Source organism: Pseudonocardia parietis (genome assembly GCF_017876315.1).
Lineage (GTDB): Bacteria > Actinomycetota > Actinomycetes > Mycobacteriales > Pseudonocardiaceae > Pseudonocardia > Pseudonocardia parietis.
Genome location: NZ_JAGINU010000001.1, coordinates 6,672,102 through 6,692,258, shown reverse-complemented (window position 1 = coordinate 6,692,258; position 20,157 = coordinate 6,672,102). Strand labels below are relative to the sequence as shown.

Genomic DNA, 20,157 nt, shown 5'->3' with positions numbered 1-20,157 from the left:
CAGCGTCCCGGTCGCGGCATGCACGCCGAGAGCTACCGACGAAGCGACGGACGGGGGTCCGCCGACGCGACCGACGGGCCCCCGGCGAGTGCGACCAGGAGCCGGGCGAGGACGGGAACGAACGCGAACAGGGCCAGCGCGACCGCCAGTAGCCAGGGCCGGACGGCAGCCGGTGCCGGCCGCTCTTGGGTGCCGGCTCGATCCACGGTCGCCCGAGATGAGCGCTGCCCGGGACCCTCCCACCGCTTGCTTGTCACGTCGCAGTAGTCAGATCGTGCCGCGGGTCGGCGCCGGGGGACGAGATCGTGCGGCGCTCGACAGACCACAGGGAGTACCCGAGCCAGGCCATAGCCAGACCGACCGGGATGGCTGCGAAACGCCCGATGGCGTGTGGCAGCAGCGGAACCACCAGCGTCAACACCGCCCCGACGCTGAGAAGCGCACCGGCCCAGCGATCCAGGACACGGGCGCGGAAGATCGCGAGCCCGAACAGCGCGCCACCGAGGACATACAGCACCGCTGCAATCGGGCTGATCGCCGGGAGTGAACCAAGGTCCACCTGGGAGGCAGCGCCGGCGAAGACGCCCTCGAAGCCGTCAACGAACTGCGGTGCCTGGGCCGCCAACGGCGGCATGATGAGCGTTTCGGCGAAGTTGAAGGCGGCTGTGAGGAGGTAGAAGCACCAGAACAACACGAAGCCGACCAGGCCCAGGATTCCGGACGCGGTGACTTGACGCAGGTAGATGCCAGTCACGCCGATCATGCCGAAGACGGCCATGAGCTCGGTCATGTAGCCGACTACCGCCCAGGCGCTCGTGGTGACCGTGGCAGCATTCTCCGCCGGGTGGACGAACTGGATGATGATGTACAGGAGGCCCGAGGCGACGGCGAACAGGCCGGCCGCTCGGGTGAGGTGAGAAGTAGAGATGGTCACACTCGGCCTCCTTGATCGAGAGCTCCCGCAGGGCCCGGAGGGCGAAAATCGTCCTCCGAGGTGGAGAACCCCGTCATCACCAGTCTTGGCGAGTGATTCGAGATCGCCACCAACGGCCAGGGACAGGACGCCGTAGGCCCGGCCCCGGTACAGCGGGATGCAACTCGCCGCTGATCCGTCTCGGCACCCCGGGTCGCAACGTCCTGTCAAGATTCTTTCGGGTATGGCGGACCCTTCTTTGGTCCTGTATTGGTTAGCCTTCGCTTATCCATGTCTCGTCAAGGAGCCAGCAGTGTCCAACGCCGGGCGGCAACTGGCCGCCGTCATCGCCCTCATGGGGCTGCTCGTTGCGGGCTGTGGGGGAGCCGGCGGCGACGCCGAGGGCCCTACGCGAAGCGTGCAGCACGCCATGGGTGTCTCCGAGGTTCCGATGAACCCGGAGCGCGTCGTCGTCCTCGACACCGGTGAGCTCGACTCGGTCCTCGCACTGGGGATCAAGCCGGTCGGGGCCGTGCGCGCGGACGAAGTGGCCGGCCCCCAGGCCTATCTCGGGCAGCAGGCTCAGGGGATCGAGCCGGTGGGCACCATCGAGTCGCCGAACCTCGAGGCGATCGTCGCGCTGAAACCCGACGTCATCCTGTCCAACAGCGTGCGGCATGAGGACATCTACGCGCAGCTGAACGAGATCGCCCCCACGGTCTTCGCCGGCTCGGTCGGCGAGTCGTGGAAGGAGAACCTCCGGCTGGCCGGCACGGCGCTGGGGAAGTCGGACCAGGCCGAGCGCATCCTCGCCGACTACGAGAACAAGGCGAAGCAGGTCGGCACGGCGTTCGGCGACCCGGCGCAGGTCGAGGTGAGCATGGTGCGGTTCATGGCGAACGGCATCCGCCTCTACGGTGAGGGCTCCTTCATCGGGACGATTCTGAGCGACGTCGGCTTCGCCCGACCGCCGATCGCGCGCACCGACGAGACGTTCGTCCAGATCGGACCGGAGCAGGTCTCGTCCGCCGACGGCGACCTGCTGTTCTACGCCGGTTACGGCAATGACGGCCTCGATGAGCAGGCGAAGCTGGCCGCCGGCCCGTTGTGGCAACGGCTCGGTGCGGTCTCGCGCGGCGACGCCCACCCGGTCAGCGACGACCTGTGGTATCTCGGGATCGGGCCGATCGCAGCGAACCAGGTTCTCGACGAGCTCCCGCGCTACGTGCCGCAGCCCTGATTCCCGGCGCAGCCGGTGCCCGGGCTGCGAGCCCGCGGTACCCAGGTCGACGGCGACGCCTGGTGCCCGGCGCCCGGGTCGTCGTTCACGACGGCCCGGAGGCACGGAGCACAGGTGCCTGACGGGCCTCGCCGTCATCCGGCCGGTGTCCGATGTGCATCGACCCTCCCTCGGCTCCGTGACCGTGTCGGCCGTGTCCGCCCCGGCGTCGCTCCCGGCCCGGCACCCCGCCCGCATGTCCGCGCCGGCCCGGTACGAACCCTCGATCGTCCGACCCGGACGAGCACGCCATGACCCGGCCAAGGGGGTATGAGATCGGGGGAGCGGGGTAGTCGAACGGTGCCAGGAACCGATGTGAGGAGCGATGTCGTGGCGAGGGCGATCTGGACGGGCGCGATCACGTTCGGACTGGTGTCGATCCCGGTCGGCCTGTTCGCCGCGACCGAGGACCACACGGTGCACTTCCACCAGTTCGAACGGGGTACATCGGACCGGGTCCGCAACCAACGGGTGAACGAACGCACCGGCGAACAGGTGGACCACGGCGACATCGTGAAGGGCGCCGACGTCGGTGGCGGCGACCATGTCGTCGTCGAGCCGTCGGAGCTGGAGTCGATCGCCCCGGGCCGTTCGCAGAGCCTGGAGATCTCCGATTTCGTCGATCTCGACGAGATCGATCCGCTGTACTTCCAGCGCACCTACTGGCTGGCGCCGACCGGCGACGGCGAGGCCGGCCCGTACGCGCTGCTGCTGCAGGCGATGACCGAGACCGGTCGCGCCGCGATCGGGACGTTCGTGATGCGCGGCAAGGAGTATCTCGCCGCCATCCGGGCGGACCGCGACGTACTGGCCCTGGAGACCCTGTACTTCGCCGACGAGGTCCGCGATCCGCGTGCCGAGCTGGAGCACCTGCCCGGTCCGCGCCGCGGCGGTCGTGACGACCGCGAGCTCGACATGGCGACCCGGCTGATCGAGTCCATGAGCGCGCGGTGGGAGCCCGAGCAGTACCACGACACCTACCGGGAGCGGGTCGAGCAGCTGATCGAGGACAAGCGTCGCGGCCGCGAGGTCGTCACCGAGGCCGAAGCGCCCGAGCCGACCGGGATGTCGGATCTGCTGGAGGCGCTGCAGCGCAGTGTCGACGACGCCCGCGGTGGTGGATCGGGGGCCGGGAAGTCCCGCCGGCCCGACGGTGGGGAGCCCCGGAAGCGGCGCGGTTCCGGCGACCCGGACGGCGACCGGTCCGCGGACCCCGGGACCGACCTGCGTTCGGCGACCAAGGCGGAGCTGCAGCGGATGGCCCGCGAGCTCGATGTGCCGGGGCGCTCGTCGATGAACCGCGACGAGCTGGCCGACGCGGTCGGGTCGGCCGGTCGCAAGGCGTCCTGATGGCCGATCCCGGCGAGGGTGACCTTCCCGCGCCGCTGTCGCCCATGCTGGCCGTGGCCGGGGATCCGCCGACCGGTGCGGGCTGGGCGTTCGAGTTCAAGTGGGACGGCATTCGCGCGGTCGTCGCGGTGGCCGGCGACCGGGTCCGGATCACCACCCGCAACGGCAACGACGTCACCTCGGCCTACCCCGATCTCGCCGAGGGGGTGCACGCCGACCGCCCGCTGCTGCTCGACGGCGAGATCATCGCCTCGGACGCCGCCGGCCGTCCGGACTTCGGGCTGCTCCAGCAGCGGATGCACGTCGCCGCGCCCGGCGCCCGGCTGCTCGCCGAGGTCGGCGTCTCCTACGTCGTGTTCGATCTGCTCGTCGACGGTGACGACCGCCTCGTGGACGAGCCCTACGACGCCCGGCGCGAGCGGCTCTCGGCGGTCGGCGCGGACGGGTGGCCGCGGATGTCGGTCCCGGCGGCGTTCACCGACGTGGCCGGTGATCAGGTGCTGCGCGCCGCACGCGAGAACGGCCTCGAAGGTGTCGTCGCGAAGCGGCGCGACGCGCCCTACGAACCCGGCCGCCGGTCACACGCCTGGACGAAGACGGCGCTGCTGCGCACCCAGGAGGTGCTGATCGGCGGCTGGCGCCCCGGCAACGGGCGCCGCAGCGGCTCGGTCGGGTCGCTGCTGCTGGGCGCGCACGACGAGCAGGGCCGGTTGCGCTTCCTCGGCCACGTCGGGACCGGGTTCACCGAGGCGATGCTGGGTGACCTGCTCGAACGGCTGGAACCGCTGCGCCGCCGGGACAGCCCGTTCGACGAGACCGTCCCGCGCGAGCACGCCCGCCGGGCCCGCTGGGTCGATCCGCGACTGGTCGGGGAGGTCGAGTACCGGCGCCTGACCACGGACGGGCGGCTGCGGCACGCGGCCTGGCGGGGTCTGCGCCCCGACCGGGAGCCTCCGGAGGTCCGCCTCACCGCGCAGGCCGGCGACACCGCGACGCCCGCTCCGGCCGGCGACGCCACCGCGTTCGGCCCGGCCGGGGACTCGGCCGGCCCGGACGAGCGCCTGGCTCCCTACCTCGCCAAGCGCGACCTCGACGTCACCCCGGAGCCGGGCGGCGGAGAACCCGGCACCGGGCCGCCGATCTTCGTGGTCCAGCGCCATCGTGCGAGCCGGCTGCACTACGACCTGCGCCTCGAGGTCGGCGGCGCGCTGGCCAGCTGGGCGGTGCCGCGCGGGCCGACGCTCGACCCGGACGTGCGCCGGATGGCGGTGCAGGTCGAGGACCACCCGATCGACTATGCCGGTTTCGAGGGCGTGATCCCGGCCGGCCAGTACGGTGGCGGGTCGGTGGTCGTCTGGGACCGCGGCACGTGGACACCCGCCGACGGGACCGATCCGGAGGCCGCGCTCGAACGCGGCGAGCTGCACTTCGACCTGCACGGCGACAAGCTCGCCGGCCGGTTCGCGCTGGTCCGCCGCGGGCGCTCCGGCTCGGGGGAGCAGAAGCAGTGGCTCCTGGTGCACAAGCACGACGAGCACGCCGTCGTGGGCTGGGACGCCGAGGACCACCGGCGTTCGGTGCTCAGCGGCCGCACCACCGACGAGGTCGCCGCGGCACCGTCGGCGATGTGGCAGGGCGACGCACCGGCCCGGCACGCCGAACTCCCGCTGGGGGCGGACGCCGGCTCCGGGACCGGGCCGGTGACCGAGGACGAGCTGGCCGCGCTCGACGCGCTCGGTGTCAAGGGCACCTGGAGGGTCGGCGGACACGAGGTGGCGCTGACCAACCTGGACAAGACCCTGTTTCCCGGCACCGCCGACGCACCACCGACGACCAAACGCGACCTCGTCCGCTACCACGCCATGATGGCGCCGCACCTGCTGCCGTACCTGGCGGGCCGCCCGGTCAACCTGCACCGCTACCCCGACGGCGTGGACCGGCCCGGGTTCTGGCAGAAGGAGGTGCCCGAGCACGCCCCGGACTGGGTCCGGCGCTGGCACAACGTCGACGCCGACCCCGGCGAGACCCGCTGCTACGCCGTCCTCGACCACGTCGCGGCCCTGGTGTGGGCGGCGAACTACGGTGCGGTCGAACTGCATCCGTGGACCTCCCGGCTGCCGGACGTGCGGCAACCGACCTGGGCGCTCATCGACATCGACCCGGGCTCACGAACCGGGTTCGACGACGTGCTGGTGCTGGCCCGGCTCTACCGCACCGCTCTGCAGCACCTGGACCTGGCGGCCGCGCCGAAGGTCACCGGGCAACGCGGCATCCAGATCTGGGTGCCGATCGAGCCCGGCTACACCTTCGACGACACCCGCGCCTGGGTGGAGCGGCTCTCCCGCGCGGTCGGACGCACCGCACCCGAGCTCGTCTCCTGGGAGTGGCACACCGACCGCCGGAAGGGCTTGGCCCGCCTCGACTACACCCAGAACGCGATCAACAAGACCCTCGTGGCGCCGTTCAGCCCGCGGCCGGCGTCCCATGCCCCGGTCTCGATGCCGGTGACCTGGGACCACCTCGACGATCCCGACCTGCGCCCGGACCGGTGGACTGTGCGCACCGCAGCCGAGCACCTCGCCGAGGCGGGTGACCCGCTGGCCCCGCTGATCGATCTCCGACAGCGTCTACCCACACTCTGAGCCGATCCCGCCGTCGTCCGGCCACACCGATGACGGCCGGTCACGGGCGCGGCAGCAGATCGGACAGGTCGAGCGCTGCGCCCTCGCGGCGGAGGAGCTCGGCGTCGCGGCGGTCGAGTGCCGCTGTCGCGGCGTCGAACAGCTGCTGGGTCCGCACGTCGCGGGGCCACCGCATCCCGGTCCGCGTGTGGCCGGCTCGGGTGGCGGCGTAGAGCCGCACCGCCTCGCGGTGCTCACCGGTCAGCGCCAGGGCATTGGCCCGCAGCTCGACGACGGTCGGGACGTCCTGCAGGCCGAGCTCGTGGCAGGCCCCGATCGCGCGGTCCGACCACGTCAGCGCCTCCGCTCCCCGCCCGTGCCCGAGCAGCCCGGTCATCGCGACGACGGACACGATCCAGGCGCTGTAGAGGTTCCCGACGTGCAGAGCCTCGTCGTAGGCCGCTGAGCAGCGGTTCAGGACCCCCGTCGCGGGCTGCTCGTCGACGTCGCAGAGCAACCGGGCGGCGTCGGCGAGCGATCGCAGGGAGGGGTCGCCGGTGCGGACGGCGACGCCGTCGGCGGCGGCGGTGACGGTCCGGACCAGGTCGGGATGACCGCTGATGTACAGCGGTCCGGTGAACACCCCCAGGTGGTCGCACAGGTACAGGTCACTCTCGACGGGCAGATCGGGCAGCGACGCCAGGGCACCCTCGAGGTAGGGCCTACCGGCGTCGACCCGGCTCTGCATGGTCAGCAGCGAGCCGACGGCGAGGTGCAGCAGGAAACGGTCGAGCGGGCCGGCCAGGTCCTCGACGGTCAGGGCGCGCCGTAGCCACTCCATCTGCTCGAGGTTCATGCCGCGGAAGTACCAGTACATCCCCAGCCGGGACGCCAGCCGGACCCCGAGGGCGGAGGGTTCGTCGACCAGGGTGTGCTGCAGCGTGGCGCGCAGGGCTGCGAAGTCGTCGTCGACCGCGTCGTACCACGCGCGGGACGTGGAAGCGCCGATCCGCGGTTGGGCCTCGACGAGCGCCGCGGCGGCGCGGTCACGGCGCACGACCGCCTCACCGAGGCCCGCGGCGCCCACGTGTTCGGCGTGGCCGCGGACGATGGCGAGCTGCGCGAACCGGGAGGGGCCGCCCGGGCGGAGCGGTCCCAGCGGGGTGAGGAGGGAACGGTGCACGAGGCGGGCCAGGACGTCCTCGACGCCGTCCTGATCGCCCACCGCGGACGCCAGCGCGGCGGTGAAGGGGCCGGGCACCACCGACATCCGGCAGTGCAGCGCCGCCTCGTCGACGGGCAGTACCCGGTAGCTCATGTCCACCGCGCCGCGCACCGTCGTGTGGTGCGCGGCGTGTCCGCGACCCACCCGTGCCAGAGCGCCGGCGTCCCGGCGCACCTGGGCGGCGATCTCCTCGAGCGAGTAGGCCCGTGCCCGGCCGGCGGCCAGCTCGAGGGCCAGCGGTACCCCGTCGAGGGCCGAGACGATTGACGCGGCCCAGGCCGACGACGGAGCGTCCCGCTCCACACCGGGCACCGTCGTCGACAACCGTTCCAGGAACAGCTCCAGGGCCGGAGCCAGGGCCGCGTCGGTGCCGGGGTCCGGGCTCGGCAGGGCGAGCGGGGCGATCGGCAGCACCCGCTCGCCCTCGATGTCCAGGGGCTCGCGGCTGGTCGCGAGGACCGACAGCTCGGTGTCGTCCACGAGCAACTCGTCGAGCAGGGCCGCGGCGTCGTCGAGGACGTGTTCGCAGTTGTCGAGCACGAGCAGCATGCAGCGGCCGTGGGTGAACGCCCGGAGCGCGTCGGTTCCCGACCCCACCGCCGGCGCGGGGACCCCGAGCGTCGAGGTGACGGCGTCGACGACCCGACCGCGCGTCGCCGAGACGAGATCGACGAACCAGACGCCGTCCGGGAACCCGTGCGCGGCGCGACGGGCGGCCTCCACCGCCAGCCGGGTCTTGCCGCACCCTGCTGCGCCGACGAGGGTGACCAGCTGGTCGACCGACAGCGCCGCGTCCGCCGCGGCGAGCTCGTCCTCCCGTCCGATGAGGCGGTTGCGCACCGTCGGGAGCCGGATCTCGGGCTCGTGGCGCACCGGCGGTGCCGGCACCGCCGGCCGCGAGGGGCTCGGTGCCGCAGGCACGCCGGCGCGGTCGTCGGTGAGGATGCGGGCCTGTGTCTCCCGCAGCGCCGGCCCCGGCTCGACCCCGAGTTCGTCGAGGAACAGCTCACGCACCTCGTGGAACGTCCGCAACGCGTCGTGGGTGCGTCCGCTGCGGTGGTGGGCGAGCATCCGGCTCGCCCACAGCCGCTCGCGCAGCGGGTGTTCGGCGAGGGCGGTCTCGAGCTCGGCGAGGGCCCGCTGTGGCTCCTCGACCCCCAGGAGCGCCTCGATGTGGTACTCGCGGAGCTGACCGTGCAACTCCTCGAGCCGCGCCACCGTGGCCGCCGCCCACGGCTCGTCGCTGACCGGTGTGAACGGCCGTCCTCGCCACAGATCGAGGGCGTCCGACGTGCGGCGCAGCGCCCGTCTCGGCTGGCCGCCGGCCAGCAGGTCGCCGGCCTCGACGGTGAGCTGCTCGAAGCGCAGCGAGTCCACCTGCCCGGTGCCCACGACGAGGCGGTATCCGGCGTTGTCGCGCTGCAGGAGTCGCGACGGTGCTCCGCTCGCCCGTTCCGGTTCGAGCACGCGGCGCAACCGCCAGATGTGGGAGTCCAGCGTCGAGGTGGACCGGCTGGTCGCGGAGGCCCCCCACATCGCTTCGATCAGCGCGTCCGTCCCCACGCGGCGGTCGGCGTGGACCAGCAGCAGGGAGAGCGCCGCCACCAGCCGGGCACCGCCCGGCGACCGCGCCGCCTTGCCACGACCGATGAGGATCGGACCGAGATCGCGGAAGTACACCGCGGCCGGGGCCTGCGGCGGCTTCACCGGCGCCACACTCATGGGTGAATCCTGCCGGAGAACCGGGCCGCCGACGAGCCGCGGAACAGGTGGCGGAGGCCGGTGCCGAGTGCGAACGGCGTGGCCGGCGGACCCGATCCCGATCGGCGGCGTGGGCAGAGACGCTGTCAGTCGGCACCGAATGCTCGCCGGAGCGCGGACTCCTCGTCGGAGGTGAGCGTGCTGGCCGCACACGCCGGTGTGGTGTCCGTGGTGGTGAGCGCGTCGCGGATCCGGTCGAGATCGGCGTCCGCGCCGACCACGAACAGTGCCGAGGTGCCGGGAGTGGTGCGGTCCCGGACCTGCTGGAGGAGCCGCTCCGGGAAACCGATACGCCGCAGTCCCGCGGGCGGCCAGGGCGGGCCGGTCAGCCCGGCCAGCGGCGCGAGAAACAGTATGCCGAACAGCAGGCCCCAGAAGGCCCCGGAGAGCATCGCCTCGCCGGACACGGCGCCGACCTGGTAGGTCATCGGGCGCCGTTGCCCGGACGGCCATTCGGCGACGGCACTGTCGCTGATCCTCAGAGATCCCCGGTTCTGCAGCCGTTCCAGGATCCGCAACCCGCTCGCCGCGCCGCCTGCGGCCTGGAAGGTCCAGACGCTCACCGTGCTCACCGTGTGTCCTCCTGCGTGGGCAGCCAGTTGCCGTGCAGACCCAGCGGGACGCGGACCGGCATGCGGACCCTCGCGACCGGGCCGGATGCCGGGTCTGCGGCGGGCAGGACCACGAGGTGGGACTCGCCGGTGCCGAAGGCGATGGTGAAGGTGAGCCACCAGCCCCGGTCCGGGTCGTCCGATCCCGGGTCCGGCGCGAAGGCCGGTTCCCCGACCGCGACGCCGTCCGGCTCCCACCGGGCCGTCGTGCCGGCGCGGGTGTCGTGCCAGGCGAGACCGTCGCGCACCCCGGGGTGCGGCGTCGGCCGGGTGGTGCGCAGTGCGAACGCCGACACCGGGTGCTCCCGGCCCAGGAGGCGGTCGTCGATGCGCGGGAACTCGACGTCGAGGTCGGAGACGGTCTCGCGGCGCACGGTGCCCGAGGCCGGATCGATGGTCGCCCGGGTCAGCCGCGGGGTGCCCGACGGGCCGGGGGTGATCCCGGACGGCTTGGTCCACTCCGAGTACTCCAGGACGACGACGTCGGCCGCGGGGTTCGCCGAGTCCGTCGCCTCGTGGGCGTTGACGGTGTGCCACAGCCAGAACGTCTCGTCGGTGCACCAGCGCACCGGGCCGCCGTCGCGGGGGACCAGCGCGATCCGGGTGCCGGCGGCCGGGTCCCAGGCGAGCAGGGACCCGCCGCGCATCGCCGCCTCGATGTCGAAGAACAGGGGGGAGACCACGAGCACCACGTAGCGCGGTGTGATCGCCATGTCGTGGATCATGGTGGGCCGCTCGACGCCCTCGACCGGCCGGGGCGGGGTCGGGACGCCGTCGCGGCCGATCGACGTCCAGGTCAGGAACGGGGGCTCCAGGTTGTAGTGGAAGGCGATCATCTCGCCCGTCCGTGGGTCGATCTTGGGATGGGCACAGATGCCCGCGGCGAGGGTGCCGCCGAACGTCTCCGGGCCGAGCGTCTCCAGCTGCGGTGACATGCGGTAGGGGAGGCTGAACTCGGCCAGCGCGAGGAGCGTCCCGCCATGCCGGACGACGTTGATGTCCGGCAGCTCGCGGTCCGTGCCCGCCAGCTCCGGACCGACCTCGTCGGCGTCCGGCCGGGAGGGGCTGAGCAGCCCCGGCCAGAGCGCGCGCCCGGCCTCCTCCTCCTTGACCACCATCGGGGTGCGGACGAAACGGTTGGTGTAGCGGGCCCGCCCTCCGGAGAGCTCGACCCGGTGGAGCATGCCGTCCCCGTCGAGGGGATAGGTGTAGCTGCCGATCGGCGAGAAGCGCGGGTTGGGGCCGTTGCGCAGGTAGGCGCCGTCGAGGTCGGCCGGCAGTTCGCCCTCCACCGGCAGGCCTGCGACGTCGACCTCGGCCGTCACCGGCGCGAACGGGCCGGTCAGATGGATGTCGGTGGCGGCGTCGAACGGGGTGTGCCGGGGGTGGGTGGTGGGCTGAGTGGTCATCGTGCGACTCCCTCGTGCTGGTCGGTCCGGTCAGCTGCGCGGGTCGGTCAGACCCGGTGTGCGGCGGGTGCGTGGTCGTCGGCCTCGGAGCTGACCCGCCGGGTGTAGCGGACCGCCCACCAGATCAGCAGCGCCGGAACCACCCAGTTGAGCGCCAGGTCGACCGGGCGGGTGGGCAGGGTCGTGGGCAGCTCGGTGACCAGCCCGGCCACGGCGTTGCTCACGCCCATCAGCGCGATCACGGCGCCCCACGCGGCGCTGATCCGGCGGTTGACCGAGCGGAACACCGGCGAGTCCCAGTACTGCCGCGGCACCGTCTCCCGGGCGTACTGCTCGGTGAACGGCATGACGGGCAGCAGCGCGAAGATGACGACGGCGAGCAGGAGCGTGGCCAGTGATGTGCCGTAGTCGGTGAGGAAGCCGTCCGCGGCGGGGGCGAGGGCGCCGGCGACGCCGAAGACGGCGAACACCACCGCTCCGGCCACCTCCAGCACCTTGGGTGACCCGCCGCGAACGAGCGAGACGACGACGAGCGCGGCGGCCACGACGAAGGCCAGCCAGGCGGCCGTCGTGACCGCGCCCGCGCCCTCCCGGGTGGCGACGAGGCCGAACACGAACCAGGGAACGAAACCGGCGAGAACCTTGAGCATCGACATGCCGGGAGCGTGGCGCCGTGGACTCCAAACCGGCTTCAATCGCTCTCGCAGCCCCTCGGAGGAGCTGCACCGGGTCCGGTGGAGGCCACATCACTGTGGCCGGGCGCGTGGGGCTACCCCGTCGACTCGGCGAAGGCGGCGCGCTCCTGACGCAGGCCGGTCGCCACCGCGGCGTGTGCCGCCGTCGCGAGCGCTTGTCCCACCGGTGAGCGGGTTCCCAGGTACCGGGTCGGCTCCTCGCCCTCGGCGGGGACGGGGCACAGCAGCGTCACCGTGTCGGTGCAGGTTCCCGTCCCGGCGACCCCGGCCTCCCAGAACGCCTGGGTCTTGGCCTCGGTCACCGTGATCACCGCGTTGACCAGCGCATCCGGGGTCGCCGGATGGTCGAGCCATACCACCGCGTTGACCGTTCCGGCCCGGGGGTACTCGCTGACCTCGGCGTCGTGCACGGCCGGCCACTTCGCGTGGGGCCCGACCCCGGTCGTCACGCACATCGTCACCCCGGGCCGGGCGACGGTCACGGCGGCATGGACGTCGACGGCGGTGAGCAACCCGATCCCGGCATCGGGAGCGAGCCCCACCGTCTCGGCCAGCCGGGCGAGGTACTCGGCGGGCGAGTCGTCGTCGAAGTCGTTCGGCACCGTCGCGTTCAGGACCCACCGGCTGGTTCCGAGCCCGCCGCCGAGCACCCCGCTCGACAGGCTCCGCCACGCGCGGTCGGACTCCCACCGCATGACGGGCCGCCCCCCGACCTGGTGCAGGGAACTGGTCCAGCCACGGGGCCGCGGTGACGTGATCACCTGCTCGATCCTGCCAGGGAGTGACAGCCGGCCGGCCCCCGGCGCGGAGGGCCGAGCGGCTCGCGGCCTTCCGCGTCGAGATGCGCCTCAGCGGGAATTGTCGATCTCCACAGACCCCTGAGCCGCATCTCGACGAGGATGCTCCGTGCTCGGACGGACTCGTGCGGGCGGTCCTCGACCCCGGCGAAGCGTTGTCGCTGGTCAGGCCTCGGCAAGGGGCCCGGATCGTGCAGGTCAGGTGGCCGCCGTGCTGCGACCGCCGAGGTGCTCGGCGAAATGCCGTTCGATGGCGCGGTAGAGCCGGACCTGGTTCTCCGGGTTGGCGAAGCCGTGCCCCTCGTCCTCGGCGACCAGGTACTCGACCGGGACGCCGCGTGCGCGCAGCGAGTCGACGATGTTGTCGGACTCCGCCGCGACGACACGGACGTCGTTGGCGCCCTGGGCGACGAGCAGCGGGGCGCGGATCCGGTCGACCATGGTGATCGGCGATCGGGCCCGCATGTCGGCCTCCTGTTCCGGGATCGCCGGGTCGCCGACGTAGCGGTACCAGTTGTTCACGTTGAACGCCCGGGTGAACGGCGGCAGGGTGCGCAGGAAGTTGGCGAGGTCGGACACGCCGACGTAGTCGACGGCCGCGGCGAAGCGGTCCGGGGTGAGGGTGACACCGAGGAGTGCGGCGTAGCCGCCGTAGGAACCGCCGTAGATGCCGACCCGGCCGGGGTCGGCGTAGCCCTGGTCGACGGCCCAGTCGACGGCGTCGATCAGGTCGTCGTGCATCGCCCGGGCGAACTCGCCGATCGCGGCGGTGACGTGTCGCCTGCCGTAGCCCAGCGAGCCGCGGAAGTTGACCTGCAGCACCGCGTAGCCCCGGTTCGCCAGGAACTGGGCGTCGCTGCTGTACCCCCACGCGTCGTACCACCAGGGTCCGCCGTGCACCACCAGAACGAGGGGCAGGTTCCGCGGCTCGACGCCGACCGGGAGCGTCAGGAAGGCGTGCAGGGGCAGCCCGTCGCGGGCGGGGAAACCGACGGGTTCCATGGGGGCCATCGCGTTCGGATCCCGGTCCGGGTGGGCGCGGAACAACAGCCGGGCATCCCCGGTGGAGTGGTCGTAGAGCCACGTGACGCCGGGGTCGCGGTCGTGGACGAAGGTGGCGATCCAGCGCCGGCCGGACTCGTCGGAGGACAGCGTGCCGAGCACGCCGTCGGAGAGCGTCCGCAGTCGTGTGTAGACCTCGGCGAAGTGCGGGTCGAGGACCTCGATGTGCGGGCGGTCGCCGACGAAGCGGGCGGCGAGGACCTCGCCGGTGCGCCGGCTGGTGTAGATCGGGGGCGGGAGTACGCCGGGCAGCATCGTGCCGCTGATGTCGAGGTCGTGACCGTCGACGGCGGCGACGACGGTCTCCTCGCCCGTCTCGTGGTCGATCCGGACCAGTCGCAGGTGGTCGTCGTCCTGATAGGACCCGACGAGCAGGCCCCTCCCGTCGGCGGTGATCTCCTGGGGATGGACGCTCATCGGGTGTTCGGCCCCGCCGAGGCGGCGCAGCAGCCGCGTCCCTCCGGTGGCGGGGTCGATCGCGGAGATCTCGACGGTGCCGTCCTCGGCGAGCGCGGTCCGGAACGCGGGCTCGCCGCGGCGGTCGAGCAGGACGGCGGCCGTCGGGTCGTCCTGCTCGCGGTGCAGGGTCGTCTCGCCGGTGGCGACGTCGATCCGGAACATGTCGAAGAACATCGGCCGCCGGTTCATCGTGACCAGCACGCTGCCCGGAACCGACGGCAGCGGCTCCGCGCCCACCACGCGCGATCCCGGGTCCATCGGGGTGAGGTCGACGGCGGGTGAGTCCGGGTCCTCGAGATCGACGCGGTAGAGGTGCCAGTCCTCGTTGCCGTCGGTGTCCTGCAGGTAGAGCAGCCAGCGGGGGTCGTCGGTCCAGTGGTAGGTGGTGATCCCGCGTCGGGAGTCGTGGGTGACGCAGATGGCCTCGTCGTGGGTGCGGTCGATGCCGCGGACCCAGATGTTGCGACGCCCGTGGGCGGGGGCGAGGTAGGCGATCCGGGTGCCGTCCGGTGAGATCGACGGGTTCGCGAACTCCGGGTCGGCGAAGAACTCCTCGATGTCGATCAGCTCGGGCGTCGACCCACGGGGCGGGGCGGTGGTCATCCTCTACTCCAGCTCAGATGCAGGACGGTCGGGCAGCACTGCGGCGCCGTGTCCGGCTCGCCGGTGTCCGGCGGGTCGGGGCGTGAGCTCCACGAAACACCGTGCCGCTGCGGCATGGTCAACCCGGCGGCACGATCGAGTGCCGCCGGGGACGGCGGCGCTGAACGCCGGGGTTCCGCGGAACGCCGCCGGGCGACAGTGGGTACTCGGGCCGCGGGATGGAACGACCGTCCGTTACCACGCTGCCCCGCAAGCCGCCGGCTCATCGACCGCTGTGGCCTGCTCGCCGCCGTCCAGGACGGCACGCCACCCGCCGGCTCCGGGAGCACCGCCGAGACCGTCGCCCACGCCCGAGAGGCCGGCGTCGCGGTCGAGGAGAACCCTCGAGCGAGCGGCCGGGGCGTCAGACGCCGACCGTGGCGCCTGCCCGGAGCAGCACGCCGTCGAGGAACTCCACGAGCTCGTCGTGCGCGTCGAGCGGCAGGACGTGCGCCACGTACTGGTCCGGCCGGACCACGACCAGGCACCCGCGGTCGCGGTCGATGCCGCGCAGGTCGAACACGTCCGCCGACGGGTCGGGGCTGAAGACCTTCTCGTGGTCGGGAAGCCCGAACGGGCCCTTGCGCGGGAACAGCACCGCAGGCAGGTCACCGACGACGACGTCGCGGTGGCCGGGCTGGAGCACCGCCCGCACGTCGAGCACCGAGTCCGGGTCGGCGCCGTCCGGGGTGTAGCGGGCGATCGGCGACTGCGCCGAGGCGAGGAACGCGGCGAACCCGCCGAGTCGCGAGCCCGGTGCGGTGCCGGAGCGGTCGGCGAACGCGTAGAGCCGCCAGGCCCCGTCGGCCCGGGCGGCGTGCCCGAGATGCATCGGCTTGGCATCGGCCACCCGCACGACCGGCGCGGAGTGGAAACGCATGCCGATCGGGAGGCCCGTGGCCAGGTCCTGGTGCTCGGGTGTCGCGGTGATGGCCGACGGCGTGTACCGCACCGCGACTCCGGCGGTGAAGCGGCCCTGCTCGCGGAAGTAGTGCTGGAACCGCTCGGGGTCGGCGGCGGAGCCGTCGCCCGGGCGTGCGCTGAACATCGTCGAGAACTCGCGGTCGAAGTCGATGAGTTCCTGTGCGACGGCCTGGCGCTCGGTGCTGTAGGTACGCAGCAGCTCGGGCCGGGCCGTGCCGCGCAGGACACCGCCGAGCTTCCAGCCGAGGTTCCAGGCGTCGGCCATCGAGACGTTCATGCCCTGGCCGGCCTTGGCGCTGTGCGTGTGGCAGGCGTCGCCTGCGATGAACACCCGCGGCGGCCGGGATTCGGTGGCGTCGTCGAACTGCCGGCAGAGCCGCTGGCCGATCTCGTAGACCGCCCACCAACCCACGTGCTTCACGTCGATCGAGTACGGCTGCAGGATCCGGTTCGCGACGGCCGCGAGCTTCTCCGGCGTCGCGCTGCGGTCGCGCAGCATCTCGCCGTCGCGGTCGTTGTCGAGCTCGATGTAGAGCCGGACCAGGTAGCCGCCCTCGCGCGGGATGATCAGGATGCTGCCGTGTTCGGAGGTGATCGCGGACTTCAGCCGGATGTCCGGGAAGTCGGTCACCGCCAGCACGTCGAGCACGCCCCAGGACTTGTTCGTGGCGTCGCCCTCGAGCTGCAGGCCGATCGCGTGGCGGGTGGAGCTGCGCGAACCGTCGCAGCCGACGACGTAGCGGGCGCGCACGGTCGAGGTCTCGCCGGTGGGCTCGCCGTCCGCCACGTGCTCCAGCGTCACGGTGACCGGGTGCTCGGCGCCCGACTCGTGATCGACCTGGACGTCCGCGGCGTGCAGCCCGTAGTGCGGCTCGGCGCGGGCGGCGGAGCGGCGCATGTGGTCGCGCAGGTACTCGAGCATCCGGGCCTGGTTGACGATCATGTGGGGCATCTCGGAGATGCCCTCCTCGACGTCGTCGATGCGCCCGGTCCGCACGATCGACGAGGGGTCGGCCGGGTCCGGGCGCCAGAACGCCACCTCGTTGACCTGGTAGCCCTCGCCGATCAGCCGGTCCGCCAGCCCGAACGCCTCGAAGATCTCCACCGAGCGGCAGGCGACGCCGTCGGCCTGGCCGACCTCGAGCGGGCCGTCGCGCCGGTCGACGATCACGGTGTGGATGTCCGGGAACTCGGCCAGCTGCGCGGCCAGCAGCAGCCCGGCCGGGCCGCAGCCGACGATCAGCACGTCGGCGGTCTCGGGCAGGCCCGCCGGGCGGTCGGCGAGTGCGGGGTCGGGCTCCGCGACGAACGGGTCCCCGGGTTTGTACCCGTCGAGGTAGAACTGCATCGGTCGGTTCCTCCAGTGTCGCTGCGGCTGCTGCCAGCGTGGCGCGCGTTATGCCCTGGAGGACAGGACGTTCTTCCGTGCAGAATCACGGCGGCTCGGACGCGCGCAGGTCGCGGTCGATCGCGGCGGCGGCCTCGGCGAGCGCGGTGCCGAGGTCCGGAAGCAGCCTGCGGTGGTAGCGCGCGGTCGGCATCGCCACCGACAGGGCCGCGGCGGGGGACCGGGCGGCGTCGCCGATCGGGTGGCCGATCGCGGTGAGGCCGGTCTCGGTGCCCCCGTCGTTGATCGCGAACCCACGCCGGCGGGTCTGCCGGACGATGCGGACGACCTCCTCGGAGGTGACGCCGCCGGCGTCGTCGGCGTACCGCGACTCGATCTCCTCCCGGGACAACCGAGCGAGCAGGGCACGCCCGCCGGAGGCCAGGTGCGCCGGCAGCAGCCGCCCCTCCCGGTCCCCGACCCGCAGGACGTGGTCGCACTCCGCGGTGGCGACCATCTGGACCTGCGTGCCGAGCAGCACCATGACGTTGGCCGACTCCCCGGTCCGGTCGACGAGTGCCCGCAGGTGCGGCAACGCCGCGTGGCGAAGGTGGGCGACCGGCTCGATCCGCGCCGGGGACCCCAACACGGGGCCGGCGGCGTAACGACGGTCCGTGCCCTGCACCGCGAAGTCGCGGTAGACCAGCATCGACAGCAGCCGGTGCGCCGTCGACCGGGCCACGCCGAGCCGGCCCGCGGCCTCGCTCACCCTGAGCGGACCTTCCTGCTGCAGCAGCACCGCCAACCGCAGCGCATGATCGACCGACTCGATGCTGTACGCGGGCTTGTTCCTCACGAGGGAACCGTAGGCGCGCCGAGTGTCACGCAAAGGCTGGGCCGCGAGCATCTGCGTGACACTCGGCGACCGCTCAGAGCGTGAACACGTGCCGCTCGGTGCCGTGGACGAGAGTGTGAATGGTCAACTCCAGCAGCTCCGCCCTGCCCGGAACGTGGTGTAGAGGGTCGCCGGGCCGACACCGAGCGCCTGGGCCGACGCCCGCATCGACAGCGCGCCGCCGATCTGCGCTCCTGACCGGACGACCACCGCTTTTGAGCTCCGGCCGAAGCGGGGCGCGTCAATCGCCGCACCCCACCTGCAGGAACTGCTGCACGTAGCTGGTCCCGCCGGACACCACACGTCCCGGCCAGATCAGGGCCCCGGCGGGCTCAGCCGGCGCGCTGCGGCAGCGCGACCGAGGACGGGTTGGCCGGGCCGGACAGCACGTCGATCCGGGCGCCGTCGGCGTCCGGGAGCACCCCGGTCTCCCGTGGGTCGTATCCGGTCACCGTGATCTGGACCCGGTGCCCGGCCCGGATCAGGTACGACGTCGGCAGCATCGCGAATCGCAGCCGTGTGGCCTCGCCCGGTGCCACGGGTGCGGCGTCGGCGGCGTGTGCGCGGTGCCAGGGCACGCCGGGCGGCAGCGCGTACGGAGCGGGGTGCTCGGCGCGCAGCGACACCTGCTGGCGGCCCTCGGTGATCACCGTCGTCGTCCCGTCCGGCGCGACGTCCTCGAGGTAGGCGAACACGTGTGCGTCGCGCCGGTCGGTCCGCACGGTCAGGTCCGCGACCGGTGTGCCGGTGAGCTCGGTGTCGCGGTCGAGCACCGGTCCCGTCCAGCTCGTGCCGCTGCCCGGGACGTGGCAGGGCTGGATCGTGGCCCCGCTGCCCGGATCGGTCGGGCACTCGGCGGCGGTGTCCACGGTGAACCCGCGCGCCCCGGCGGCGGTGGAGCCGAGGACACCATCACCGCCGAGCGCGGTCGGGGGCGCGGTCGTCCCGGCCGGCGGCCAGCTCTGCGCCGACTTCCACTCCAGGCCGGTGGCGTCGGCGGCGTCCGAGTCGGGAGTCGCGTAGTGGATCGGCGGCTCGGTGTCGATGCCGGTGTCGATACCCTTGAGGTGCTGGTCGAAGAACCGGTGGGCCTCCTCGACCAGCCCGAAGCCGGTGTTCTCGCAGTGCTCCCACGGCCCGATCAGCAGTCGGGAGCCGGGCACGTTCAGCAGCGTCGCCACGCCCTGCCCGCGCAGCTCGTCGCGCCACCCGCCGATCACGTACACCGGCACGTCCGCGGCCCGGATCTGGTCGGCGTAGGTGGCGACGCTGCCCTCGGACCAGAACCGGGACTGTGGGGCGGGCGACCAGCTGTCACGGAAGGGCATGCCGCGCCACATGTCGGCGAGCGGGGTGGCCTTCTGGTGCTCGACAGCGGCCTCGCGGAGCAGGGTCCGGCTCCCGTCACCGTCGACCGGGTTGTTCGCGAGGTCCTGCTCGACCGTGCGGGACGGCCCGTAGCCCCACTGCGCGGAGATGCCGCCGACCCGCCAGGCGTCGTACTTGTCCCAGGAGAAGCAGCCGGCGAGCACCGCCTTCAGGTGCGGCGGGCGGACGGTGAGTGCGTGCATGGCGGCATCCCCCGTGTTCGAGCAGCCGTAGACGCCGACGTTCCCGTCCGACCACGGCTGGGCGGCGAGCCATTCGGTGACGTCGTAGGCGTCGCCTGCCTCCAGCCGGTCGTTGTAGCCGCGCCGGACCCCGAACGACTGCCCGTTGCCGCGCCGCGCGACCTGCGCGACGACGTAGCCGTGGTCGGTGAGCGTCGGGATCGTCTGGATGCCGCCGGTCTCCGGGCCGGCGCCGTCCTCGGGTTTGCGGTCGATCGAGAGGCTGTGTTGCCACAGCACCGGAAACGGCCCGGGGGCGGCCCGGCCGTCCACGGCCGGCCGGTCGAGCCGCACGGCGAGCCGGGTGCCGTCGCGCATCGGCAGGTAGAACGACTCGCTGACGTGCTCGGTGAACTGCGTGGCGGGCCGGTACGAGCCGAGTGACGACTCCGCCGAGGCGTTCTCCTGCCGGGGAACCACCAGCACCGCGACGACGACGGCGGCGACCAGGCCGACGGCGACGAGCGCGGACACGGTCAGGGTCCGGCGACGGGACGGGCGGGGGTTTTCGGGCATGGCAGGGCCTCCGTGCAGCGATCGGTGGTGCAACGGTCGGGTCGTGCGGGTGGGGCGCCGG

At 72.8% G+C, this 20,157-nt stretch carries 13 protein-coding genes; 3 read left to right on the top strand and 10 right to left on the bottom strand.

Annotation, left to right across the window (positions count from 1 at the left end; translation table 11 throughout):
* Window positions 1–253: 253 nt before the first annotated feature.
* Window positions 254–934, bottom strand: a complete 681-nt coding sequence (locus JOF36_RS31510) for a hypothetical protein (protein WP_210034133.1) — start codon at window positions 932–934, stop codon at window positions 254–256.
* 157 nt (window positions 935–1,091) lie between these two features.
* Between JOF36_RS31510 and JOF36_RS31505 the strand changes: the two genes are divergently transcribed.
* The 3 genes from JOF36_RS31505 (at window position 1,092) to ligD (ending at window position 6,184) form a co-directional block, all read left to right on the top strand.
* Window positions 1,092–2,153, top strand: coding sequence for an ABC transporter substrate-binding protein (locus tag JOF36_RS31505; RefSeq protein WP_245351051.1), 1,062 nt, complete (start codon window positions 1,092–1,094; stop codon window positions 2,151–2,153).
* A 369-nt stretch (window positions 2,154–2,522) separates the two neighbouring features.
* Window positions 2,523–3,542 carry a non-homologous end joining protein Ku gene (ku, locus tag JOF36_RS31500; protein ID WP_210034131.1) on the top strand — a complete coding sequence of 340 codons (1,020 nt, stop codon included), beginning with the start codon at window positions 2,523–2,525 and terminating at the stop codon, window positions 3,540–3,542.
* Window positions 3,542–6,184 carry a non-homologous end-joining DNA ligase gene (gene ligD, locus JOF36_RS39560; protein WP_245351050.1) on the top strand — a complete coding sequence of 881 codons (2,643 nt, stop codon included), beginning with the start codon at window positions 3,542–3,544 and terminating at the stop codon, window positions 6,182–6,184. Before ku ends, ligD begins: the two co-directional genes overlap by 1 nt.
* A 40-nt stretch (window positions 6,185–6,224) precedes the next feature.
* On the opposite strand, the gene JOF36_RS31485 is transcribed toward ligD, so the two are convergent.
* From JOF36_RS31485 to JOF36_RS31445, 9 genes are all read right to left on the bottom strand, one after another.
* Complete coding sequence (locus tag JOF36_RS31485; protein ID WP_210034129.1) at window positions 6,225–9,110, bottom strand: AfsR/SARP family transcriptional regulator; 2,886 nt, start codon at window positions 9,108–9,110, stop codon at window positions 6,225–6,227.
* A gap of 125 nt (window positions 9,111–9,235) precedes the next feature.
* Window positions 9,236–9,721, bottom strand: a complete 486-nt coding sequence (locus JOF36_RS41125; protein WP_210034128.1) for a DUF1269 domain-containing protein — start codon at window positions 9,719–9,721, stop codon at window positions 9,236–9,238.
* Complete coding sequence (locus tag JOF36_RS31475; RefSeq protein ID WP_210034126.1) at window positions 9,718–11,169, bottom strand: carotenoid oxygenase family protein; 1,452 nt, start codon at window positions 11,167–11,169, stop codon at window positions 9,718–9,720. Before JOF36_RS31475 ends, JOF36_RS41125 begins: the two co-directional genes overlap by 4 nt.
* Before the next feature lie 47 nt (window positions 11,170–11,216).
* Window positions 11,217–11,825 (bottom strand): hypothetical protein, encoded by a 609-nt coding sequence (locus JOF36_RS31470; protein WP_210034124.1) that lies wholly within the window; start codon window positions 11,823–11,825, stop codon window positions 11,217–11,219.
* A gap of 113 nt (window positions 11,826–11,938) precedes the next feature.
* On the bottom strand, window positions 11,939–12,625 hold the full coding sequence (locus tag JOF36_RS31465) for an adenosylcobinamide amidohydrolase (protein WP_307862685.1): 687 nt from the start codon (window positions 12,623–12,625) through the stop codon (window positions 11,939–11,941).
* Between the two features lie 234 nt (window positions 12,626–12,859).
* On the bottom strand, window positions 12,860–14,785 hold the full coding sequence (locus JOF36_RS31460) for a S9 family peptidase (protein ID WP_210034122.1): 1,926 nt from the start codon (window positions 14,783–14,785) through the stop codon (window positions 12,860–12,862).
* Window positions 14,786–15,188: 403 nt separating this feature from the next.
* A complete protein-coding gene (locus JOF36_RS31455) occupies window positions 15,189–17,096 on the bottom strand; it encodes an FAD-dependent monooxygenase (protein ID WP_210034120.1) in 1,908 nt (635 codons plus the stop codon).
* 85 nt (window positions 17,097–17,181) lie between these two features.
* Window positions 17,182–17,931, bottom strand: coding sequence for an IclR family transcriptional regulator (locus JOF36_RS31450; protein WP_210034118.1), 750 nt, complete (start codon window positions 17,929–17,931; stop codon window positions 17,182–17,184).
* 371 nt (window positions 17,932–18,302) lie between these two features.
* Window positions 18,303–20,096, bottom strand: a complete 1,794-nt coding sequence (locus tag JOF36_RS31445; RefSeq protein ID WP_210034117.1) for a CocE/NonD family hydrolase — start codon at window positions 20,094–20,096, stop codon at window positions 18,303–18,305.
* Between the last annotated feature and the right edge of the window lie 61 nt (window positions 20,097–20,157).